Source organism: Paenibacillus sp. MY03 (assembly GCF_002165585.1).
Taxonomy (GTDB): Bacteria; Bacillota; Bacilli; order Paenibacillales; family Paenibacillaceae; genus Pristimantibacillus; species Pristimantibacillus agaridevorans.
Genome location: NZ_MXQD01000047.1, coordinates 1 through 22,588, shown reverse-complemented (window position 1 = coordinate 22,588; position 22,588 = coordinate 1). Strand labels below are relative to the sequence as shown.

Genomic DNA, 22,588 nt, shown 5'->3' with positions numbered 1-22,588 from the left:
CCTTCTTTCGTTGTGTGCTCTTAGTATAGAACTTAAAGCGGCGCCCGGAGACGGGCAATGATGATGAGAAGGGTGGAATATATTGACCGAAATACGTCCATTCGGTTACTGTTTATTCAGGCAAAAGTTATGGCGGCCCCCGCCCATCATGCCCGAAACGAGGTGAGCTTCGCAATGTTAAGAAAGCCCTTCCATACGATTCGCCAGAAGTTGATGGCGCTGCTGCTGATCGTGACGATTCTGCCCATTGCCACGTCTATGTTCATCTCATACAAGGCGACTACGGAATCCGTCACCCGGGAAGCCATCTCGAATAACAACAGGCTGCTTTCTCTCGGCAAGACGAATACGCTGAACTATATGAGCAATATTAACCAGAAGTCCCTCGCCGTATACAACGCCATGAACGTGCCGCAATCGCTGTATTACATTCTGGAGCACGGCATGGAGGACGAGGTGTTCCCTAATGATCTGACCGACGTCATCCGCAATCGCAATCTGCTGAAGGATCATCTCTACAACATTTTTCAAAGCGTGAGCGAATTCCATAAAGTGCGGCTGTACGTGGTCAAGCAGAATACGACCTATCTGCTCTGGGCCGACGATCTTAAGGTTGGCCGGCATCCCGAGCCGCTCGACATCGAGACGACCAAGGCGTATATCGAACCGGCGCATGCCAGCCATAATTACGGATTGGACCTAAAGTCTTCGCCGGACGACGAACAGGTGTTTACGCTCCACCGCCCCATTATTCGCGTGCCCAGCGATGAGCTGCTCGCGGAGCTGTCCATCGATGTGAGGCTCAGCGTCCTGGCTTCGCTGAATGCGCAGCTGTACGATTCCGGCAAAGAGGCCTTCTATATCGCGGACAGCGAGGGCAAGCTCGTATTGTCCTCCCCCATCGGGGACAAAGGGACAAGCATCGGCGTCCAAGAGGAATCAGGGAAGACCGTTGATAACAAGGAGAAGGAGCCGGCAGGACCCGGAACGGCGCTTATGGACACCATCTTATTGTCCGGAGCAGATACCGGCCACTTCGAATGGAAGCAAGACGGCTTCGACGGCATCGTCTTCTATGATCGGATCGTGACGCCTTTTATGGATTGGTACCTCATCAAGCAAACGCCTTACCAGCATCTCTACGGCACCGCGAACAGCATCGCCAAGCTAAATACCGTCGTTGGCGCGGCATTCCTCGGCATCGTCGTCATCGCGACGCTGATCATCTCCATCCGGTTCACCAAGCCGTTGCTGCGGCTGATCGGTTATGTGAACAAGATCGAAACAGGCAATCTAAACGTCTCCATCGATATCGAGACAAATGACGAGATCGGTCTGCTTGCCAGGCGGTTCCGCTCCATGATGGGCAAGATCAATCACCTCATCATGACGGAATACCGCCTGGAGATCGCCAGCAAGACGAACGAGCTCAAGGCGCTGCAGGCGCAGGTCAATCCCCACTTCCTGTACAACGCTCTGCAATCCATCGGGACCGTATCGCTCCAGAACGGCGACACGAAAGCTTATTCGCTTATTACGTCGCTCGGCAAGCTGATGCGTTACCAGATGAACAATATGGACGACACGGTAGAGCTCAGGAGCGAGCTTGATTACGCCGCCGCTTATCTCGAGCTGCAAAAGCAGCGCTTTGATACCACTCTGGAGATAGAGCTGCGAATCGACGAAGCCAGCCGTGACATCCATGTGCCGAAAATGATTCTCCAGCCTCTGCTCGAAAATTTCTTTAAGCATGGCTTTCAGCATTCGTTCGAAGAACCGTCGCGGCTGTTGGTCTCAAGCTCCTTGCTGGACGAGCCAAGGCGGCTTGTCCTCACCGTCAGCGATAACGGCGGCGGCATGGACGAGGACCGGCTGCGAGAGCTGCAACATGAGCTGTCGATGGCTGGCCTGCAAGCCGCAAGCCATCGGAAGGGCGAGGATGGAGACAGCGGCATCGGGCTTCGCAATATTATGGCGCGGCTGCGGCTGCAATCCCATCCCGAATCGACGATGACGCTCTCCCACGCCCAGCCGCACGGCCTGTCCATCACCATCCAAATTCCGCTTGAAGGAGGCCACGAAGCATGAAAGCTCTCATCGTCGACGACGAGAAACATGTACGCGAAGCGATCAAGCTGCTCGTCGATTGGAATTCGTACGGCATCGAAGACATTTTCGAAGCACGCGACGGCATCGAAGCGACCGAGCTGATCGGAAGGCTGCAGCCGGAACTGGTCTTTACCGACATGATGATGCCGGGCATGGACGGCTCGACGCTGCTCTCCTGGGTCGCCAGCCATCATCCCGGCAGCAAGACGATCGTCATCAGCGGCCACGATGACTTCCAACTCGTTCGGGGCGCCGTCAAATCCGGCAGCGTGGACTATATTCTAAAGCCGATCGATCCCGAGCAGCTAAACGGCGCGATTGCCAAGGCCATCGAGGCTTGGCGCGCCGAGGAGCGGGATCGGGCGATGAGCCGGGCCGTCCATATAGAGCTTAATCAGCTCAAGCCCGTTTATCTGGAGCAGTACTTCTCTTCGGTGCTCAGCGAGCCCGGAGCCCAGGGAGGCTGGCCCCCCGCGGTGCTTCGCGAGCTGCGTCTGGCGGCGCCCGTCCCGCTTGTTCGTGCGGCCGTAGCCAGCCTGTCGCTGTCCGCTCCCGGCATACGCGAGAAGTTCCCCGGCGATCAGGAGCTGATGTTCTTTGCGCTGACGAATATTTGCAACGAGATCCTTCTGGAGAGGGAGGCTGGTTATGCGTTCCGGTACTGGGGCAAGGAGCAGGAGCTGGTCTTGCTCTTCTGGGGCGAATGCGCCGGGGCCCCCTCCTTGATCGGGGACATTCGGGAAGCTATACGGCTGGCCATGAAGGCGTCCTTCGACTTCGGGCTGGGGCAGCCTGCGGCGTTTCCTTCGGATGCGCTGACCTCCTACCGGCAAGCGAGACTAGCCCTGCTGCGCCGCAATGTCCTGAGCCGGAGCAGCGATCATGTCGTCTCCTTCGACGATACCGGGAGTAAGCGCGGCGCAACCTTGCTCTCCTTCCACGATCATGAGGAGCAGCTCCGTTTCGCGGTCCAGAGCGGCAACAGGGACCAGCTGCGGCGGGCGCTCGACGCATGGTTCGCGGTCATCGAGGAGAGCGGCTATCTGTCCTTCGAGGGACTGCTGGACTGGCGTGAACACTTCGAGCGGACGAAGGCAATCTGGCTGGGAGAATCCGATGGCGGCGACACCGTGCTGGCGGCGAAGCCGGCTACCTCGGAGGAGAAGCTCCTCCATGGAAAGGAAGACGAGGCGAAGAGCAGAGATAACGGCCTCTCGACGACGAGACCGCTTCCGCTTCATCCTTCGGGAGGTTTTCACTACGAGGCATGGAAGGAAGCAGTGACCGAGGAGATGGAGACGATCTCCAAGCTGCTCTCGTCGGCCGACAAGGAGAAAGGGATCATCCATGATATCGCATTGTTTCTGGAGCAGCATGCCCATGAGGACATTACGCTGCAGGACGTCGCAAGCCGCTTCTTCCTTAGCCGCGAGTATATCTCCCGCAAGTTCAAGCAAGAGATGAATGAGAACGTCTCCGATTATATCGCGGGCATCCGGATGAAGCGGGCCAAGGAGCTGCTCGGCAATGCCAGTCTGCGAATATCGCAAATCGCGGAGCAGGTCGGCTTTCAGGACGAGAAGTACTTCAGCAAGGTGTTCAAGAAGTGGACCGGCTGCACGCCGGGCGACTACCGCAAGCAGCACTACGGCGGGCGGTAGGAGCGGCTGCAACAACGACGACAAGTCCTGGCGAACAGTTGCCTCCGTCCCCTGCTATCGTCCGCTGACCATAGCCGGCCTAATACGACAACAACCCCGGGCCGTCGGCATCGCCGCGTTCCGGGGTTGTTCCTGCTTACGTTGCTAATTGCATTCTTCGCCGAACCAATGCTTGCTAGCCTTTCATCTCGGACACAACTGCCGTCGAATTGACGATCGCGGGCAGCATTCTTTCGCTGCTGACCATCGGCGCGTTACACATCAGGCAAGTCGGAGTACGATCGAACGAAAAGTTGTCTCTCATCCAGCTGTTGCAGCCTTCCGTCTCGCATGCCCATATTTTCGTGTTTTCCTGCGGGATTTCTTCTAGCGGTTTTTTACGATTATACATGGCCAAGCCTCCTTCGCGCTTTCGCATTGACTCATGCCCGGTCCGGACGAGCAACACCGCCAAAAAACGGAAAACTGCCCCCACTTTTGCGGGTAGGGCAGTTTTCGTCTATAAGGCCGGCCTCGTTTGTGGAAAGGTCATGCCTAGCATTTTCAAATATCGATTATTGTACCATGTTCGCCCATAAAAGGCAAACGATTCGGCCCCGGCCCTGACCCCGTAATGACTTGAACCTCGGGAGCAGGATTAGCAGGCTCTATACAACCGGACAAGTTATTTATACGCAATTAGAGGCGAAATTATGTGGGACTTTAGGCATATATCCCCATTTTGCTCTATTCCGCATTTCCGCCTATCAGGCCTTGCCGCCTTCCGCCGCAACGCCTTTCTTTTTCGTGGCACCTTTGCCGTTGCCAGGGTTGCCCGAGTTGCCAGGTCCATCCGGATCGACCTTCGTTTCCGGCTTAAACAGCTTGCCCAACAGAAAGGACTGGGCGATCATAAACAAGCCGCCCGTAACCCAGTACAGCGAGATCGCCGCCGGCGCGAACATCGCGAACGCCCCCATCATAATCGGCGAGAGATAACCAAGGAAGGCCAGCTGTTTGGCCTGATCATTCGTATTGCCGGCTTGGGTGACCTTGAACTGTATGAAATAGACGATAGCGGCGATGATCGGCAGAAGCATATCCGGTTCGCCGAGCTTGAACCACAAGAAGGAATGGGTGGACAGCTCCGGCGTCATCCGAATCGCGGAGTACAGCCCCATCAGAATCGGCATCTGGATAAGCATGGGCAGGCAGCCGATCGCGAGCGGATTCACGTTATGCTTTTGATACAGCGCCATCATCTCTTGCTGCTTCTTCGTCAGGCTGTCTGCATCCTTCTTGTCCTTGTATTTGGCTTCGAGCTCTTTCAGCTCCGGCTGGAGCGCAGCCATCTTGCCCTTCATCGTCATCTGGGACTTATATTGGCGAAGCATGAGCGGGAACAAGACAAGGCGGATGACGATCGTGATCGCCATGATCGCCAGCCCGTAACTGTCCTGGAACAGACCCGCCATCCAGACGATAAACTCCGACAACGGATAAATGACGTAGTGGTTAAACACGCCTGGCGTGTCTCCGTTAATTTCGCCCGTCGTATTGCCGCAGCCGGTAAGGGCGAACAGGCTCACGAGCAGCAGCGTTATACCGATAATTCGTATCGTCTTGGAACGGGACGGGAATGCGGCGGTGGATCCGGTTGATTGATTACTTGGCATATATAGCCTCCTCGTTGGTTGTGTGGTTGCGTCTCCAACGAGGACGTGCAGGCCGAATCGTCATCATCCGGCGCCGACTTGCGCTTTACGTAGCGGATCAGCCAAAGGCCGACCGCCATGACAAAGGTCGCCAGCTGCGGCAGGGCGATGATCCATATTTGCATCTTTGCGGTGCCCTTAGCGTATTCCGCGCTTGCTTCCCGCAGGTGGATGCTGTAAGAATACGCGATCGTGCATAACAAGCTGATCGAGAACAGATACGGCAGCCAATCGTGCAGCTCCAACTCCAACATTTTCGCATTCCCTCCCTTCCGAATTCGTTAATTCCATTCTAAAGCATTTCTGCCGATAATCATACGTGACGATTATGGAATGGCAACAAAATTTCGGCAATCTGCTTTTTCGACATTAATAAATCAGGATTCCTTTATCCAAAACCGACTTGTTCCGCGCTTGGTTGCCCAAAAGATATACTTTCCGCAGATGGGGCAGATGCGCTAAAGGCTCGACATCGGAGATGGCGTTATTCTCCAAATGAAGCACCTCTATCCGTTCCCAGTCCTTCATGAAATCCAGCGTTTGAATGGAATCGTCCTGCATGGTAAAGGAACGCAAAGCCGCCATATCCGCGAAATAATGCATCACGTTCTCCGCATCGTTCAACCAGTCGCCATTGCCTATGCGAAAGGACGGCTGATTCAACGTTAAATGCTCTAGCGTATTATTGGCAAAGGATTCCTGATCATGGAATTGAAAACTGCATTCCGTGCAGGTAATCGCCTTTACATGCTGCAATTGAAATAACGCGCTTGTTTCCTCAAAGAAATAGGTCTCGTTGAAATGCAACGTGCGCAGATCCGTCAGTCGATTTAACGATGGAATGCCTGTGAAATTCCCGCTCTCCTTTAACGAAAGCTGTTCCAAACGCGGGTATTTCGCCAAATCCGCTCCATCCAAGTCTTCGCTGAATAGATCAACCGTTAACGATTGCAAAACAGGCGCGGTTAATTCCAATAGGAGCTTGCTTTGCAGTTCGGCCTTCTTCAAATTCGGCAACGAGATCGGCGATTTCGCGCCGTGGTAACCCGTTATGGACAGCTCGGTCAGCGAAGTCAAACTATTAACGGCTTCAACCGACTCTAGCTTGTGCGGAGACGTTAATCGCAGGTTCGTCAATGACGTTTTATCCCTAAGGCGTTCTAAATTCGTGATTGGAACATAATCAAGATCAAGCGATTGCAAGTTAGGCATGTTTTGCATGAAATCGATCGTTTTTAAATTTTCCACCATCGACAGCTTTAGTTCCTGCAATTGACTCAGCGAATACAACGCGCTGAAATCCGTCTCCTTGCTATAGCTTACAGACAAGGATTTCAAACCGGTCAGCGAGGACAACCACCCCAAATGATCGACCGTCGTCAAAGATAAGGATTGCAACGGCAGTTGATTCAGCAAGTGGAAATCCGTAACGGTCTCGTTGACGTAAGAAATTTCGAGCGTTTGCAGCTTCGGAAACTTTAATAATAGGGCCAATTCTTCGTTGCTTCGAATTTGCGTCGAAAGTTTTACGATTTGGGAGTTATCGCCAAAGTAGTTCGCGATTCGCCCAAAGGATTCATTAAAGCCGCCGGCATAAGCCTTTATTCCTTGCAGATGGCGAAAGCCTACATCCGTTCCTTGGGAAACCTCGTATTCGTTCATCAGATTCAACTCGGTTAGTCCGCTAAAAGCCTCGAAGTCCTTTTGCTCGATCCTTTGCGTATTCAATAGCTTGTCATGAATCGCGTAGTCGATTAATTCAGCCTGGCCGTTGGTGAACGGATCGTCCAAGCTATAGGTGAACCGCCACCGGTCTTCATCATCGTGGCGGACCGACAAATAACGGATCTTCGCGATTTCTTCCTCCGTAGGCATCGCATCGCCTTTATCAAACACATCCCTCAAAAAGAAAAGAAGCACTTCGCTTTCCGGCATGGTTCGGACCGTGGATGTTGTTGCGCCCCTTTGCTCCGCCGGATTGCCGTTCAAGAAAAAATAGCCGGCCATTAAACCGATGAGCATAAGGGGCACGATCCATAACTTCCTTAAATTCGTGCCGGGGCGGGCAGTTCCTGAGGAAGGAGCCGGCCCGTAATAATGATTAATCGTTTGGTCCACATAGTACACGTTGTTTTCCTTCAACAATAACTCCGTATCGCAAAATAGGCATTTATAGATCTGTCCTTCCTTATATTCGATCTTCCCGTTGCAATTCGGACAATTCAGCTTGATCACATTCACCCGCGGCCCTCCAATCTTGAAGACGTTACTTTAAATCAAGTTTATTATTACGGAGCCGAAATTCCAATAGTTTCAGGAACTAGGTCGTGTCTGAAAACCCGCTCCCCTCGGAGTATTCAGACACGCCCTAGATGCGGATTTCAAGCGGCTATTCTCGTTTTTCCCGCGCTCAATCTATGATATGATGGGACAAACTACTTTTTTTAACAAGGAGAACCAATTCGTGCCCACATCATCCAAAATTTTCATTAGCTCTGTTGCTCAAGATGCCATCACGCATCTTCGGATAGGTGCATTTGAGGAATTGTCGAGATTGGGACACGATCCTCAGATGTTCGAAAAGAACTTCGGCCCATGGCCGAATTTCCAGACAGGCGTTGATCATTGCTTGAAAAAGGTCAGCGAATGCGACTTGTACTGCCTGTTTATCCATACCAAGGGCGGCTCCATGACGTCGAACGGTTATACGGTTACCCATCTGGAATATTTGCGGGCCGTCTCCGACAGCAAGATGATGATGCTTTATTGTGAAAGCACGATCATGGATGCCTACTTCAAATTCAGATGGATCATCGCCAAATACATCGAAGAGTTTAAACTTTCGCGGGGGAGAATGCCGCACAATAACGAGGTCGTGGATTTCCTGGAGATGGAGTCGGAGAAAAATCCGGCGTCCGGCATCCCGTCCAAACATCAAATCGATACCTATGTCTGGGTGCTGCTGCATGATATCGTCATGGTCAAAGGCCATTATGTCGAGAAACTTTCGTGGGGACATACGGTTCCATGGGCATCCTATCTAAGCGATCTGCTCCAGCAAGGACTTCAGCTTCTTCCGAAAAAATCGTTGTACGAGGAAAGCTCCCAGCTCGCCCTCGCCTTCGGGGATTTCACGTCGTTCGCGAAACAAGTCGTATCGGACCATGTCCGAATCAGCGAATTGCTGGAAGGGCGCCGGCTGCTAAATCGTTCCATCCGCATGCTTACTCGCTCGGAGATTACAGCCGGCCCGGTAAACGGAAGCATCGGGAGCGTCAAAGCCTGCTCCGCCATCTGCTTGTTTCATCACGAAGGGAACTCGCTGACGGTGCAGTACTACGCAGGAGACACGAACGGGAATTACGACTTCGAGGTAGGCGACCCAAGCTCATTTGTATCCTATACGTACAATAACCTGCAGGACGGTGTTCCGGGGTTGTTTTATTGGGAGTCGAGGCGGCTATTCTATTTGACTTACAAGTTGGGGGAATACGTGATCTCGTACCACTTCCCGGAGGATACCGCATGGAGCTCGCAGCTGTACGCCGACTACACGGATGATATCATTAATGGTATACTGAACACACACGCTAACGGAATGATCATCGAATTATTGAATTCTCTTATAGGGGGGTTACAGAAATGAGCAAAAAACCGACTCGCTTGCCGGCCGCGCAAGACGGATGGCATGTCCAAACAACTGCCAACGCCCTGTCCCCTGATAAAACCGTCATCGCCGTCAACAAACAAGGAACCGTCCTGCATATGCAGAGAAACGGCATGTCCGCCATCGGCAAGGACACCTTGCTGTTCGTCCCGACCACGCGTTATACAGACAACATCATCCATCATAAGCATCAACGCTTGAATGAGCTTAACAATACGTTGACCGGTCTGACCGTAGAAGGTTAACGGCTCAATCCGCACGCCTATGCAATGGCCCTCGCCTGGAATCCAGGGAGGGCCATTTTAAATAAGCACGAAATCCATTACATGACATTCAGTTAAGCATGAATGACTTGAGCGGTACCATGGATTCCTCGGGAACGTAGTATTTAAATTTATTATCGCTTATGTGACCAAGCAACTGGCGGCGAATAGGATCAGCATCCTTAAGAAGCTCCTCTGAAGCAACATGATAGTCTATAGGTCTCATCCATATTGGGCTGTAGCCTAAAAACAACTGTCTTCTCGTATATTCCGATGTGTTGGGCGATCCCGCATGCCATAAATTTTGGGCAAATATAAACACATCTCCCGGTTTTCCACATACTTGCTCCTCACCGTCCAGCTGTTGACGCACATCCCTGTGATTGGGGTCATACGGCTTTTTATGGCTGCCCGGAATTACTTTTGTATTGCCTCGATTAGGCTCCGACATATCACTCAATATATAGCAGACTTTGATGTAGTAAGTCGCGGTCAGCCCTTCTATAACCGGAAACTTTGGATTCGGTCCGTCCTGATGCCAGTCAATAAAGCTCTGGGATGTTGTTTGCACGTCATTTGGATTGGGTTTTCGAATGGTCAGATGCGATATATGAAGTTGGATATTATAGCCCAGCAAATTAACAATCAAGGGGAGAATGGTCGGCTCATCTATCAATGAGGCTATTTCTGGATGAAGCTCGACGCTATTATAAATATTATAAGCTAGCGACTCCGGCTCATTCGAAATGATGGTATCGATGACGGAATTCAAGCGAGCAACCTTCTCTTGCGACAAAACACTTGGTATAACCAAATAACCCTTCTCGTTAAATTGATTCATTAACCCTTTGATATCAAGCTGTTTGACACTCATTTCCTCGCCTCCCACTTGTAATTAGTTTCATTATATTTGATTGTATTTCCTGTTATAATGGATAAAACAATTAATTTTCTTGTATATAATTTCAATACTCAAGGGGGCCAGCCAATGGTGGAGCGCGATCAGTTTCAAGAGCCGAATTTAATTTATCATGTGTATATTAAAGATGCTGTGCAATTTCAAAAAACACATGATACTTATGATCATTGGGCATTATTTATTGTCGAGTCCGGCGGCTTTGAATATAGGCTGGGAGAGCAAAGTGGCAATGCTGTTCAAGGCGATATGGTACTCTGTCCCCCTGACTTAACCTTCTATCGCGCTACTGATGGACTCTCTTTTCATCTAATCGGCTTTCATTGGCTTACTGCTACTAATGAGGTGGATGTAGACCCTCTCGCATTTCCTTATACAGGTAAGCTCCGCCTAATGAATAATAAAAGATTAGTATCCACAATTGCACAATTACGCGAAGCTGGTTACTTAAATTCGAATGTGGTTCTTCCTTATAAAAAACATTTGCTGCGAGATTTACTTTATACGTTGCAAATAGAGCTATACGATCAAAACTTAAATCAACTGTATACCGAAGACCCGCTTCTCCAGCTTGTAGTCCATAAGATTAAGCAGAATGCCGAATTCGGTGTATCGTTAAAATCAATTGCATATGAAATAGGAATTAGTCAGGTACAGTTAACAAGGCTATTCAAGCAGGAATTTCGAATTTCACCTCATACCTACGCAACTAATCTTAGGATGGATAAGGTGAAGAAACTACTGATTAATTCGTCGCTCACTCTTGAACAAATCTCGGAGCATTGCGGCTTCACCGACGAGCATCATTTGAGCAAAAGCTTTAAGAAACAATTTGGCATTAACCCCTCGGCTTACCGTAAAACTTATCAAGTATAGTCAAAAGAAGAAGACAAGCAGAATATTAATCGCTTGTCTTCTAGGGCGTGTCTGAATACTCCGAGGGGAGCAGATTTTGCCGAATTTTCGTTCCATGCAAGGAACTTTTGTGAAGGCGTACCGGGGGTACGTCAAGCAAAAGTGACGAAGCAGGGGGCGGAAAGGCGGTGAAAGATGCCCCAGAGCGGGTTTTCAGACACGACCTAGTTCAATTCGTTAGCTGCCGTAGCCTAGCTCATTGAGTTGCGCTTGAGCGCTATCTAATAATAATTTATAATTCATCGATGTCTCTAATGTTTTGAGGAAATCTTCATACTCTGTTAGAGGACGCTTGTCATAAACAAATTTTGCAATTTCTTCTTCGATAAATCGATCGGCATCTGCCGCGTTAAAACCTTCAGGAATATCAATAAACCCGTTTAACGCCTCAATACGCTTCTGGTCATTGGCAAATTTTATCGATTCCGACTGAAGCGCGAACTTCGCTTGCAAATATTCCATCTCCGGCCTTCCAGTAAATTGGTAGAGCCAAGAGTGTCCTACCTCACCCGCTTTATCCGTCATTTTCAGCGTGCCGTCTTCTAATATGAAATGAGTGTCTTTCACCCCAAATTGGACAAGAAGCGATCCTCCGTCCGGATCTGAAATATAGTTCAACAGATCAAAAACTCGCTGCAGCTTCTCAGGGTCCTTCTCAATCGCTTTCGGAATAGCAAATCTACCCGCAGTGGCCCCTATATCCCATGAAGAGTCGTTTTGTCCCCCAGGTCCAACCGGCGCTTCTATTTGCAGCCACTCGGCATTTGGATTTACAGTCTTAATTTGCTCTACGAATTGTTCCTTTGTCATATTAGGCCAATCGATGTGTACGATGCCTGCTTGGCCTTTAATGGATTTCTCCTGATGCTGCAATCCGGTGTTAGCCAATAGTTCAGGGTCAACAGATCCAGAAGAGATCATTTGTTTGATAAACGCCAAAGCATCTTTCATTGCCGGATCGTACAAAGCATTTAATACTGCTCCGTCCTTCACGTAAAAGTTTCCTGGGGATCCCACGCCGAATGCTCCGAACACCGGTGCAAAGGCGCTTAATTTCCCTCCAGTTAGACCGAAAGTGTCTTGTTTACTATTGCCGTCAGGATCATTTTTAGTAAACGCTTCCGCAACTTTTGCCAGCTCTTCAATCGTTTTTGGAACATCTAATTTTAATGCATCCAACCAATCCTTGCGAATCCAATAGGTATTGTAAGGGATTTGGGGCGATTTCGAGATCGCATATACTTTCCCGTCAACCATTCCCTTCTTAACCGTTTCTTCTCCAATGAAATCAATTGTTTTCTGTAACTGATCCATGTATGGCGTCAAATCAAGCAGTAGTCCTTGTTTCGAGAACTGAAGCAGTTGTTGGCGGCTCAACATAAACAAATCCGGAAAATTACCTGACGCCATACGAACGTTTAATTGATTCGTATAATCGTCCCCTGAAGGATATACCGTTAAATTCAGATCGATATTTAATGCTTTATCCAGTTCTTGCTTGATACTGTCTTTGTCCGGGGCCGGCAGATTATTTCCGGTTTCGATAATTTCAAGCTTGATCGTTTTATTACTTGCTTCAGTTGGCGCTGCTGAGGCCGAAGCGCTAGGCTTCTCCGTATTTGTAGGCGCAGTTCCTGTATTCTTGTTCGAATTACTCCCCCCTGAACACGCAGTGAGCATCACAATTAGAAGTGTTATGGAAAAAAGAATGGATAAACTTTTTCTCATTTTCATATCCCCTATCTATAATGTGTATATTGAATAGGCGCGCATAGCTGGCCAGTTATCTATGCAGCCTAAATCAACCTTTGATAGATCCGAGCAGCATTCCTTTTGTAAAGTGCTTCTGGAGGAAAGGATATATGACAATAACAGGCACGCTTGCAATCATGACCGCAGCCATCTGCATGGTCTGCGTCGGCATCATATTCTCTGCGTTCTCAAGCGGCTGTTGGCTTTGCATTAATAATTCTCTAACGATAACCTGCAGCGGGAATAACGTTCGATCCGTCACGTAGAAGATAGCTTGGAAAAATTCATTCCAATGCCCGACTAAATAGAATAGGCCTACAGTTAGCAATACCGGTATAGATAGCGGCGTCACAATCTGAATCAGAATACGAAACTCCTTGGCTCCATCCATTCTTGCGGATTCGAACAGTTCCTCGGGCAATCCCTCAAAAAAGCTTTTCATAATAAGCACATTAAAGCTCCACACCGCATTAGGAAGAATCATGGCCCAAATCGAGTCCAACAAACCAACGGATTTGACTACCAAGTATGTGGGGATTATTCCTCCGCTGAATAATAAGGTGAAAACAATCATCAGAAGAAAAAAGTTTCTTGCAGGCAAATTTTTTCGCGATAATGGATAGGCCATTAAGCTGGTTAAAATGAGATTAACAGCCGTTCCTATTACCGTGATCCATATCGTTATTTTGAAAGCTTGCGGAATATTGGATTCTGTAAGCAATGTCCGATAAGCTGTAAATGTAATTTCTCTCGGGAATAATATAAAGCCTCCGTTACGAAGCACTTCGCCAAATGGCGTTATCGAAACGGATATGACATACAAAATCGGTAAAATGGCCGCCAGCCCGCAAATAATGAGTATGAGATATACGAATGAATCAAAAAGCTTGTCATCCAGCCTCCTTACCAAATTGCTTCACCCCATTTCTTCGCTATCTGATTAGCGATAACGACAAGGACTAATCCAATGACAGACTTAAACAAACCAACTGCCGAAGCCAGGCTAAAGTTCAATTGCTGCAAACCGGTACGGTACACCCATGTATCGAGAATATCCGCGACGGGATACACTTGGATATTGTACAAAATATAAATTTGATCGAAGCCTGCATCAAGTAAATGGCCGAGCTTAAGAATAAAGAGAAGAACGATAATGCTTCGAATGCCAGGCAACGTGATATGCCAGATCATACGAAGACGATTTGCGCCATCCACTTTGGCCGCCTCATAAAGTGTAGGGTCGATTCCAGACATTGCCGCCAAATAAATAATCGCTCCCCAGCCCAGGTTTTGCCATACCTCCGAGCCGACAAGAATACTTCGGAAGTAGTCCGTTGATGTTAAAAACGGTATAGAGGTTCCGCCCGCTTCTACAATCCAACGATTGATTAATCCGCCATTTTGCGAAAACAAGGTTAATAAAATACCGAAAATAATGACCCATGATAAAAAATGCGGCATGTAAGTCAATGTCTGTACAATTGATTTCAACCAACGCACGCGACACTCATTCAATAAGATTGCCATAATGATGGGTGGTAAAGTGCCCCAAACAAGCTTGTAAATGCTGATTAATAAAGTATTGCTTAACAATTGACTGAAATAGGGGGATTGATAAAAAGTTTGAAAATGTTTATACCATGGGTTTATCCATGGACTTCCCGTTATTCCTTCCATAATGGCATAGTCTTTAAAAGCGATTATGACGCCATACATCGGAAGATATCGGAAAATAATAAAGTAAATGACACCAGGGAGCAACATGATGTAGAATGCCCGGAAACGCCAGATGACTCGCATCATGGATTGCAATTTCATTAGTGGAACAAGCTGCGCCTGCGGAGATTGTTTGAATCTGGATTTAGCTTCCATCGTCCCCCTCCTTCTTGTATGCGTTTTCATTTTATGGATTAAGTATAGTTTTTTAGAGGGAACACCGATATACATAAAATCAGTAAAAATGTTTGAATTTAGTTAATCCCAAATGCCCAGCTTTTCCTCATTCTCGCTTAGCAGCGGTATGTCTAACCGGATCATGGTTCCTTTTCCTTTAACACTTCTTATACGCATGCCATATTGCTCGCCATAATGAATTTGAATTCTCTCATGTACATTTCGCAGACCAATCCCAGTAAATCTAAATCGCGATCGTTCCTGTTCATTTGAATCATCTAACAACTTCTTCACTTCATCACTCGAAATACCGACCCCATTATCGCAAACATAAAATCTAACAACTCCCTTTTCCAGTCTTCCTTTAATTACAATGTGGCCGCCATTCTTCGGCGTAAGTCCATGGAATAAGGCATTTTCCACTAATGGTTGAAGCGTTAGCTTTAAAATACGGTATTGTAAAAGGTTCTCCTCGCAATGAATCTCGTATCGATACTGATCCCCATATCTGATTTGTTGAATATACATATACATACGCAGACATTCGAGCTCCTCCTCAATAGGAACAAACTCAGATTGCCTATCGAAGCTGAAGCTAAGCAGCTTGATCAATGATCGAATCGTCTCGCGCACCTCGTCAATCCTTTGCTGCTTCGCCAAGCTGCTAATACAACCGAGCGTATTGTACAGAAAATGAGGAGCGATCTGGCTGCGCAGCATTTTAAGCTCATATCCCTTCTTCAATTCTTCTGCCGACTTCGTTTTTTTAAGTAAAACCTGAATTCTCTCAAGCATGGCATTATAGCTTAGCATTAACCTTCCAATCTCATCTCTTCTCGTTACCGTCAGCTTCGTTACGACCTGCAAATCGTTGAGCCTGTCCATCCTCTCAACAAATCTGCGAATAGGCATTGTAAAGGAACGGCTCATTAAATAGGCGCTAATTAGCAATATGATAATCCAGATGAAGCTTGCCGTTCTGTAGTTGTTATTTAAACTTTGCAAATCCTTATAGAAATAATCCTCCTCGATAAAAGCCGCTAATGACCAGCCTAATCGATTCGAGGTCGATTTCACGGCAACTAACGACTTCCTATCATCCAACAGGATGCTGCTTACCCCCAGCTTAAGAGAAACAAGCTGCTCCTGAAATTCAGACTGTAATACGGGCGGATAGGTCGCATGTTGATAGGGCAGCAATTTATCGCTAATTCCCAGTCGATTAATCACATTGCCATCCTTCGTAAACAACACATAGGATTGATTGTTTTTGGGTGTAATTTGCAAGGAAAGCATCTCCAAATCCACTTCCGCTACGACAACGCCTTTAAGTTTTGTTTGGGCATCCATTATTGGGAGAACGTAAGCCAGCGTGTGTCCAGACAAAGGAGAGTAATACGGCTCACTGACATTAATTCCGCCATAATTTTGCAACGCAAGCTCGTAAAGCTCCTGCAAATGTGGATTGCCTATTATGTCGTAAAATACCTGTGAACTCGCATACACCTTTCCGTCAGTTCTAATCATATATAAGGATTTGGCTATTGTATTATTATTAGAAGCAAAGGTCCGCAGTGTCTTAAGAGCTTTTTCTTCGTTATTCTCCTCAAGCAGCTCAGACTGGGTGGATAGAAGCAATAAAATGTTTTCCACATTGTCCAGACTGGCATCGATATATTGGTTCGTTCGACTCACCAACAGCTCGGCGTCATTAATCATTTGATTACGGAGCAAGCTCTCGGATTCATGCAAATTTCTCCATGCCAGCAGCATAAAGAGGGTTAAAGTCACAATAAACATATAAAGGAACTGCTTCGTCGCTAAACCCAAGCTACCATACCAGCGTAACAGCCTCAGCATCCGTCTCTCCCCCGAACTTATTTTTTTGGAATGGACTTTATACTTTTCGCTTATAGTCAGTCGGAGAAACCCCTGTCCAATTACGGAACATGACTGTAAAATACCTATAGCTAGGAATGCCAACCTCTTCAGCGATTTCATACACTTTCATATTCGTTTGTTTAAGAAGCTCTACAGCCTTCTCCATTCGCATTTGCGTAATGTATTGCGTCACCGAGGTCCCTGTTTCTTCGCGAAACAATCGACTAACATATTGCGGACTTAAACCAACCTGCTCGGCAATAATCGGAAGGGAAATGGGTTGCTTCATATTGTCTTTTATCCACTGAAGCGCTAATCGAATTTCATGACGGGAACGTGTTTTCCCATTCTCGATCTCTATGATTTTCCTGCATACTATGTTAATGAGCCGAGATAAGCTTTTGACTTCCAACATGCTCGTTATATTCAAAAGAAGCAGTTCCCCTCCTCCTTGCTGATTGATCCACTCAACGAACCAGCCTATTACATATTGCTTTAACTGTTCTGGTTGAACCCGCTGAAACATGCACCATTCGAAAAACGCGTTCTTCATGCAATCCACTAGCGACTCCGAATTCCAAGCCGCTTTTCTAAGGATCTCGGTCATTTCCTTCATATGCATCTCTGTCATAGCTTGTAATGGCTGCGGATGACCGTAGTAGACAAGGTTATCTTCTACACGATCGTAGAATAATGCTTCTTTCCACAACGTGGTATGTTCGACCGATTGGACGAGCTCGTCGCTCGAAGCAAAAAACTCACTAATAACAACTTGAATAAGATGCTCATGCTCAACTAAAGAAGCCTCCTCCGTTATGAAAGATTCTAGTTGTTGCAATCGTGCCTCAATAGACGGTAAGAGAGGCGTAATGTCCTTTCCGGATAATGTCATCATCACAAAATACTCCTGCTTGCGTACGGTTAACCATGTTATACAAGTTGAATCAGAACTCTCCATGTCAGAAAACATTTGTTCCATTTGCGGTTGAGCTGCTAAAAACACGGAATCCGGCGCATCAAACATAAAGAGAACCAACGCATAGGTTGTCTGGCCATCTAACTGAATGGCGCTCCAATCCGCGTATTGCAATGGATGGCCTTGGAGCAGTTTTTCGAAAAGCCCGGCTTGCAGTTGTCTTAACTCGGATTTTTCATTATCCAGAGACTTTCGTTCTTTTGCGACAGCTTGCCTGACTTTATCCAAAGCTCGTTTCATTTCCTGCTCATCAATCGTAGCCTTCAACATATATTCAAGAGCGCCTATGCGGAGCGCCTCCTGTGCATAATGAAATTCACTATGACAGGTCAGCAAAATAATTTGTACAATTGGGTATCTCTTCTTTAGTTCGCGTATAAGTATGATTCCATCCATAACCGGCATTGTTATATCTGTAATGACAACATCCGGGACAAACGTCTCGCAAATCCTTAACGCCTCTTCTCCATTGCTAGCTTCCCCAATAAGGACAGCGTTGCAATCCTCCCATGGAAACATCCGAAGCTCCTGTCTTAATGGCAACTCATCATCGACAATTAAAACATTTAATGGCCTCATGGACATAAATGACATAGAACCATCCTCTCCTGATCCTATATTTCTTGTAAGCGTAATCATAGTATCGATTATTATAGCTTATGCCCCTTTGCCCGACAATCAATCGATTTTCAACAAAAAAACAAGCTACCTGGAAGCTTGCCGGTAGCTTGTCTATGCATCTACTTGAACATTATCCCTATTTCGAGGCACCCTCTCGCTACTCGCTGGCCGTTATCCCTTAATGGAACCAAGCATGGCGCCCTTGGCGAAATGCTTCTGCAAGAAAGGATATACGAGCAAAATCGGCAGCGTCGCCACGACAATGACGGCCATCTTGATCGTCTGATCCGGCGGCGGCACCGTGGAGTCCAGATCGGAGCTGTAATCCATGCCGCTGGCAAGCACGACAATCTGGCGAAGAAGAACTTGAATCGGCCATTTCAGACTATCGTTGAGATACAGGATAGCGCTCAAGTAGGTGTTCCAATACGTTACCGCGTAGAACAGCGATAAGGTGGCGATTGCCGGCATGGACAACGGAAGCACGATCCGGAACAGGATGCCGAAGTCGCTGCAGCCGTCGATCTTCGCCGATTCTTCCAATCCCTCGGGGATGTTCTGGAAGAAATTGCGCATGATAATGAGGTTAAACGCGCTGATCGATGTAGGAACAATAAGCGCCAGATAGCTGTCGATCATGCCGAGCTCGCGTACCACCAGGAACGTTGGGATAAGCCCGCCGCTGAACAACATCGTAAACACGACGAGGAACATAATGCCCCTGCGTCCGTCCAGGTCGCGCCTGGATAGCCCGTAGGCCATAAGCGCCGTCAGCAGCATGCTGAACAGCGTACCGAATGCCGTTATGCCGACGGAGACACCCATCGCCCGGAAGATGGTGTTCGTCGAGAAGATGAACTTGTAGGCGTCGAAGCTCCACACTGTCGGGAACAAGATAAACTTCTTGACCGCCATCTCGGCGCTCGTCGTGAAGGAGCCGGCTACGACGTGCAGGAACGGAAGTACCGTCACCAGCGCGATGATCGCGAGCAGCGTATAGTTGACGGCGGCGAACACGCGTCCGCTCACCGTTCTGTCTTCCACCATGGGGTTAGCCTCCTCTCCATTAATAAACGCCCTCTTCGCCCATGCGCTTCGCCAGCTTGTTCGCCAAGACGACCAGCACCAGTCCGATGAAAGACTTAAAGAAGCCGATGGCCGTGCTGTAGCTGAATTGGCCTTGCTGCAGCGCCGCCGTGTAGACATAGGTATCGATAATCTCCGCAACGTCGCGGTTCATGGAATTCAGAAGCAGATACACATGCTCGAAGCCGAGCTCGAGGACATCCCCGATCTTGAGAATGAGCAAAATAATGATAACGCTCCGGATCGCCGGCAGCGTAATATGCCAGACTTGCCTGAGCCGGCCTGCGCCGTCCATGCGCGCAGCCTCGTACAGCTGCGGGTCGACCGACGCGATCGCGGCCAAATATATGATCGTTCCCCAGCCCGCCTCGCGCCATATCACCTGGATGATATAGGTTGGCCGGAACCATTCGGTGCTGAGCAGGAAATTGATTTTTTCGAAGCCGAGGTAGGCCAGCATTTCATTGATGATGCCGCCGTCCATGGTCAGCATGACGAAACCGATGGACACGATGATGACCCACGACATGAAATGGGGCAAATAAACGAGCGTCTGGAAAAAACGTTTAAAAAACGTGATTCTTACTTCGTTCAGCATCAAGGCGAGCAGGATCGGAATCGGAAAATAAAAGAGCAGGTTCATGCCGAATAACAGAAGCGTATTGGTCAGAATCTTCATAAAATCCGGTTCGGTGAACAGTCTTTCGAAGTGCTTGAGGCCAACCCACTCGCTTCCCGCGAAGCCCCAATGCGGCTTGTAGTCCTGGAACGCGATGGTGAGTCCGAACATGGGAACGTACTTGAATGCAATGAAATACAGAATGCCCGGCAATATCATGACATAAAGCCATTTGTTCCGCCAAAGGCGTCTCTTCAGTTCGCTGCTGCTGCGGGGCTTTGCCGCTCCTTGCTTGATCTCCGTTGCTGCTGCGTGCTGCATGCTGGTTCTTCCTTTCCTGGGGAGTGGTTGCGGCTGCCCTTGAGAAACAAGGGAGAAGGATGGACGGAGCATGATGCTCACGATGGTCGTCCGCGACATCATGACTCGAAGCCCGTCTGCGGTCCGTTCGCGACATCATGGCTCGCGGCCCGTTTGCGATCCGTTCGCGACATTATGGCTCGCGGCCCGTTTGCGGTCGTTCACGACATCATGGTTCGCGGCCCGCCTGCGGTCCGTTCGCGACATCATGGCTCGCGGCCCGCCTGCGGTCCGTTCGCGACATCATGACTCGCGGCCCGTTTGCGGTCGTTCGCGACATCATGGCTCGCGGCCCGCCTGCGGTCCGTTCGCGACATCATGGCTCGCGGCCCGTCATCCTCCTCTTGCCCCTACTTGCTTAATGTCCGCTTATCCGCTTATTGCTTGAACGCCGCCGAGAACTCCTCGATCATTTGCGCGCCGCCGCGGCCTTTCCAATCTTCGATGGCTTTGTCGTAGCCGGCTCTGTCGAGGTCTCCGTAGATGTACTTGTACGTCGCGTCCTTGATCAGCTCTTGCAGCTGCGTGCCCTTCTCCGTAAACGTTGCCGAATCCAGAGGCGCCGTCGGATCGTGCACCGCGACCTTCTCGCTTTCCACAATAAGCTGCTCCGCATGGACACGAACTGCCAGGTCGTGAAAGCCTTCCAGCATGCCGTTTGTCTCCGGCTCGCCGATGACGCTGTCCTTGTAGCCCTTGACTTCGCGCTCCGTCAGCTCCGCGTTGTCGGAAGCCTTGGCCTTGCCGTCCTGCACATTATAATGCGTGCCTTCGATGCCCCAGTACATCAGGTTGGCCACTTCCGGCGTCATCATCTTGTCAAAGAACGCCAGCACCTTCTTGAGCTGCTCTTCGTCCTTGATCGCTCCCTTAGGGAACAGCACGACGTTGTTATAGCCCGGAATCGCCCACGACGCCTGCTCTCCGTTCGGTCCCGTCACCACGTTTTGCACTTCGATGACCGCGTCTGGCACGTTTTTCACAAGATCCTTGTGCAGCGAGTTGACGTCTTGCAGGGATCCGATATAGACGCCTGCTTTGCCGCTCGTAAACAGGTTGATCTGGTCCGTCTTGCTCGTCGCCGCGAAGTCGACGTTCATGAGTTTGTTGTCGCGGATCTTCTTCATGAAATCCATCGTCGCTACGTACTGGTCGAACACGAACTCCGGCTGCAGGCCGCCGTCCTTCTCTCCCCAGTTGTTCGGCGTTCCGAAGTAGGCGGAGAGCGTCTTGAATGCGCCGTAGATGAGATCGTTGCGGTCCGTCAAGCCCAGCGTGTCGTTCTGGCCGTTTTTGTCCGGATCGCCATTCGTAAATTTCTCGATCATCGCGTACAGCTCATCGATGGTGGTCGGCGCGCCGAGGCCGAGGTTATCCGCCCAGTCCTTGCGATAGATGATGCCTTGGCGGGCCAGCGGACGTCCGATGTAAAGAGAATACAGCTTGCCGTCGACCTTCGTATTGTTCAGAATTTCCGGCTTCAGCTTGTTCAGGTTCGGGAATTCGGCGAGGTAAGGACCGATCTCCCAGAACTGGCCGTCGCGGATCGCGCCTTTCATCTGCATAAAGGTCGCCTGGTTCTTCAGATACGTCACTTGTGGCAGGGAGCCTGTCGCGAAGGAAGCATTCAGCTTTTCTTCGTACGTGTCCGCAGGGAAAAATTGATAAGTCAGCTTCGTGTTCGTCAGCTTCTCGAGCTCTTTCTTGATCGTGTCGGGCGGCGTCTCCGAGATGTTAAGCGGAAGCATGATCGTAATTTCGGTTGGTTTTTCCGGCTCGGCCGGTTTTTCCGTCGCCTGTGTCGCGCCTCCGCTGCTTTGAGTCGGGTCTGGGGTGCTTGCGCTATTGCCGTTGCCCCCCGAACATGCGGTTACTATCATGCTAAGCGTGAGGATGCTGCCCAATGCAATGGCTTTTTTGTTCATTCGCCTTGACCTCCGATTTGTTTGGTTGGATGCTATGCCCCTGACTGGGACGATTAGAGCGTAACATCGCCGCAATCGGTGCCGAAACAATCATTTGCTCATATCGCTCCTCCCCACCCGCCTCTCTGAGGTAATGATTATCGGCGGCGGGGGGATGACACTTCAGATCCAACTGCAACCCGATTTTCTCGGGCTATTGCGCTCGGCAGCGCCTGCTCTGCTCCTATAGCCCGATTTTCTCGGGCTATTG

General features: G+C 49.2%; 18 protein-coding genes. 5 read left to right on the top strand and 13 right to left on the bottom strand.

The window, feature by feature from the left end:
* Positions 1–174 precede the first annotated feature (174 nt).
* Entirely contained in the window at positions 175–2,088 is a 1,914-nt protein-coding gene (locus B1748_RS28430; protein WP_179215876.1) for a cache domain-containing sensor histidine kinase, read from the top strand.
* On the top strand, positions 2,085–3,770 hold the full coding sequence (locus tag B1748_RS28425) for a response regulator (RefSeq protein ID WP_087571339.1): 1,686 nt from the start codon (positions 2,085–2,087) through the stop codon (positions 3,768–3,770). The genes B1748_RS28430 and B1748_RS28425 overlap by 4 nt, the downstream gene beginning before the upstream one ends.
* Positions 3,771–3,945: 175 nt before the next feature.
* Here B1748_RS28425 and B1748_RS28420 read toward each other — a convergent pair whose 3' ends face one another.
* From B1748_RS28420 to B1748_RS28405, 4 genes are all read right to left on the bottom strand, one after another.
* On the bottom strand, positions 3,946–4,161 hold the full coding sequence (locus B1748_RS28420) for a cold-shock protein (protein ID WP_087571338.1): 216 nt from the start codon (positions 4,159–4,161) through the stop codon (positions 3,946–3,948).
* A 355-nt stretch (positions 4,162–4,516) separates the two neighbouring features.
* Entirely contained in the window at positions 4,517–5,425 is a 909-nt protein-coding gene (gene yidC, locus B1748_RS28415; protein ID WP_087571337.1) for a membrane protein insertase YidC, read from the bottom strand.
* Positions 5,350–5,718 carry a hypothetical protein gene (locus B1748_RS28410; protein WP_087571336.1) on the bottom strand — a complete coding sequence of 123 codons (369 nt, stop codon included), beginning with the start codon at positions 5,716–5,718 and terminating at the stop codon, positions 5,350–5,352. The genes yidC and B1748_RS28410 overlap by 76 nt, the downstream gene beginning before the upstream one ends.
* Before the next feature lie 115 nt (positions 5,719–5,833).
* Positions 5,834–7,705 carry a leucine-rich repeat domain-containing protein gene (locus B1748_RS28405; protein WP_087571335.1) on the bottom strand — a complete coding sequence of 624 codons (1,872 nt, stop codon included), beginning with the start codon at positions 7,703–7,705 and terminating at the stop codon, positions 5,834–5,836.
* A 223-nt stretch (positions 7,706–7,928) separates the two neighbouring features.
* Between B1748_RS28405 and B1748_RS28400 the strand changes: the two genes are divergently transcribed.
* The gene (locus B1748_RS28400; RefSeq protein ID WP_179215875.1) at positions 7,929–9,110 is read left to right on the top strand and encodes a DUF4062 domain-containing protein; all 1,182 of its coding nucleotides are present in this window, start codon (positions 7,929–7,931) and stop codon (positions 9,108–9,110) included.
* Positions 9,107–9,376 (top strand): hypothetical protein, encoded by a 270-nt coding sequence (locus B1748_RS28395; protein ID WP_087571333.1) that lies wholly within the window; start codon positions 9,107–9,109, stop codon positions 9,374–9,376. Before B1748_RS28400 ends, B1748_RS28395 begins: the two co-directional genes overlap by 4 nt.
* 88 nt (positions 9,377–9,464) lie before the next feature.
* On the opposite strand, the gene B1748_RS28390 is transcribed toward B1748_RS28395, so the two are convergent.
* Positions 9,465–10,268, bottom strand: a complete 804-nt coding sequence (locus B1748_RS28390) for a phytanoyl-CoA dioxygenase family protein (protein WP_087571332.1) — start codon at positions 10,266–10,268, stop codon at positions 9,465–9,467.
* Positions 10,269–10,382: 114 nt separating this feature from the next.
* Here B1748_RS28390 and B1748_RS28385 point away from each other — a divergent pair, with 114 nt between their 5' ends.
* The gene (locus B1748_RS28385) at positions 10,383–11,186 is read left to right on the top strand and encodes a helix-turn-helix domain-containing protein (protein WP_256975985.1); all 804 of its coding nucleotides are present in this window, start codon (positions 10,383–10,385) and stop codon (positions 11,184–11,186) included.
* Positions 11,187–11,402: 216 nt separating this feature from the next.
* Here the strand turns inward: B1748_RS28385 and B1748_RS28380 are convergent, their stop codons facing one another.
* The 8 genes from B1748_RS28380 to B1748_RS28345 all read right to left on the bottom strand — a co-directional run bounded on the left by B1748_RS28380 (position 11,403) and on the right by B1748_RS28345 (position 22,338).
* Positions 11,403–12,953 carry an extracellular solute-binding protein gene (locus B1748_RS28380; RefSeq protein ID WP_256975984.1) on the bottom strand — a complete coding sequence of 517 codons (1,551 nt, stop codon included), beginning with the start codon at positions 12,951–12,953 and terminating at the stop codon, positions 11,403–11,405.
* A gap of 73 nt (positions 12,954–13,026) precedes the next feature.
* Positions 13,027–13,887 (bottom strand): carbohydrate ABC transporter permease, encoded by an 861-nt coding sequence (locus tag B1748_RS28375; protein WP_087571331.1) that lies wholly within the window; start codon positions 13,885–13,887, stop codon positions 13,027–13,029.
* The gene (locus tag B1748_RS28370) at positions 13,881–14,795 is read right to left on the bottom strand and encodes an ABC transporter permease (protein WP_087571389.1); all 915 of its coding nucleotides are present in this window, start codon (positions 14,793–14,795) and stop codon (positions 13,881–13,883) included. The genes B1748_RS28375 and B1748_RS28370 overlap by 7 nt, the downstream gene beginning before the upstream one ends.
* 156 nt (positions 14,796–14,951) lie before the next feature.
* A complete protein-coding gene (locus tag B1748_RS28365) occupies positions 14,952–16,871 on the bottom strand; it encodes a cache domain-containing sensor histidine kinase (protein WP_256975983.1) in 1,920 nt (639 codons plus the stop codon).
* Positions 16,768–18,321: a response regulator transcription factor gene (locus B1748_RS28360; RefSeq protein WP_256975982.1), complete on the bottom strand. Its 1,554-nt coding sequence runs from the start codon at positions 18,319–18,321 to the stop codon at positions 16,768–16,770. Before B1748_RS28360 ends, B1748_RS28365 begins: the two co-directional genes overlap by 104 nt.
* 198 nt (positions 18,322–18,519) lie before the next feature.
* Entirely contained in the window at positions 18,520–19,395 is an 876-nt protein-coding gene (locus tag B1748_RS28355) for a carbohydrate ABC transporter permease (RefSeq protein ID WP_087571329.1), read from the bottom strand.
* 19 nt (positions 19,396–19,414) lie between these two features.
* Positions 19,415–20,374: an ABC transporter permease gene (locus tag B1748_RS28350; protein ID WP_087571328.1), complete on the bottom strand. Its 960-nt coding sequence runs from the start codon at positions 20,372–20,374 to the stop codon at positions 19,415–19,417.
* A 416-nt stretch (positions 20,375–20,790) separates the two neighbouring features.
* Entirely contained in the window at positions 20,791–22,338 is a 1,548-nt protein-coding gene (locus B1748_RS28345) for an extracellular solute-binding protein (RefSeq protein ID WP_087571327.1), read from the bottom strand.
* Positions 22,339–22,588: the final 250 nt, after the last annotated feature.

Bases quoted from the DNA above. Each gene is read 5' to 3' on its own strand.
- B1748_RS28430 (WP_179215876.1), top strand. From the start codon at position 175: ATGTTAAGAAAGCCCTTCCATACGATTCGCCAGAAGTTGATGGCGCTG.
- B1748_RS28425 (WP_087571339.1), top strand. From the start codon at position 2,085: ATGAAAGCTCTCATCGTCGACGACGAGAAACATGTACGCGAAGCGATC.
- B1748_RS28420 (WP_087571338.1), bottom strand. From the start codon at position 4,161: ATGTATAATCGTAAAAAACCGCTAGAAGAAATCCCGCAGGAAAACACG.
- yidC (WP_087571337.1), bottom strand. From the start codon at position 5,425: ATGCCAAGTAATCAATCAACCGGATCCACCGCCGCATTCCCGTCCCGT.
- B1748_RS28410 (WP_087571336.1), bottom strand. From the start codon at position 5,718: ATGTTGGAGTTGGAGCTGCACGATTGGCTGCCGTATCTGTTCTCGATC.
- B1748_RS28395 (WP_087571333.1), top strand. From the start codon at position 9,107: ATGAGCAAAAAACCGACTCGCTTGCCGGCCGCGCAAGACGGATGGCAT.
- B1748_RS28390 (WP_087571332.1), bottom strand. From the start codon at position 10,268: ATGAGTGTCAAACAGCTTGATATCAAAGGGTTAATGAATCAATTTAAC.
- B1748_RS28385 (WP_256975985.1), top strand. From the start codon at position 10,383: ATGGTGGAGCGCGATCAGTTTCAAGAGCCGAATTTAATTTATCATGTG.
- B1748_RS28380 (WP_256975984.1), bottom strand. From the start codon at position 12,953: ATGAGAAAAAGTTTATCCATTCTTTTTTCCATAACACTTCTAATTGTG.
- B1748_RS28370 (WP_087571389.1), bottom strand. From the start codon at position 14,795: ATGAAATTGCAATCCATGATGCGAGTCATCTGGCGTTTCCGGGCATTC.
- B1748_RS28365 (WP_256975983.1), bottom strand. From the start codon at position 16,871: ATGAAATCGCTGAAGAGGTTGGCATTCCTAGCTATAGGTATTTTACAG.
- B1748_RS28360 (WP_256975982.1), bottom strand. From the start codon at position 18,321: ATGTCATTTATGTCCATGAGGCCATTAAATGTTTTAATTGTCGATGAT.
- B1748_RS28355 (WP_087571329.1), bottom strand. From the start codon at position 19,395: ATGGTGGAAGACAGAACGGTGAGCGGACGCGTGTTCGCCGCCGTCAAC.
- B1748_RS28350 (WP_087571328.1), bottom strand. From the start codon at position 20,374: ATGCAGCACGCAGCAGCAACGGAGATCAAGCAAGGAGCGGCAAAGCCC.
- B1748_RS28345 (WP_087571327.1), bottom strand. From the start codon at position 22,338: ATGAACAAAAAAGCCATTGCATTGGGCAGCATCCTCACGCTTAGCATG.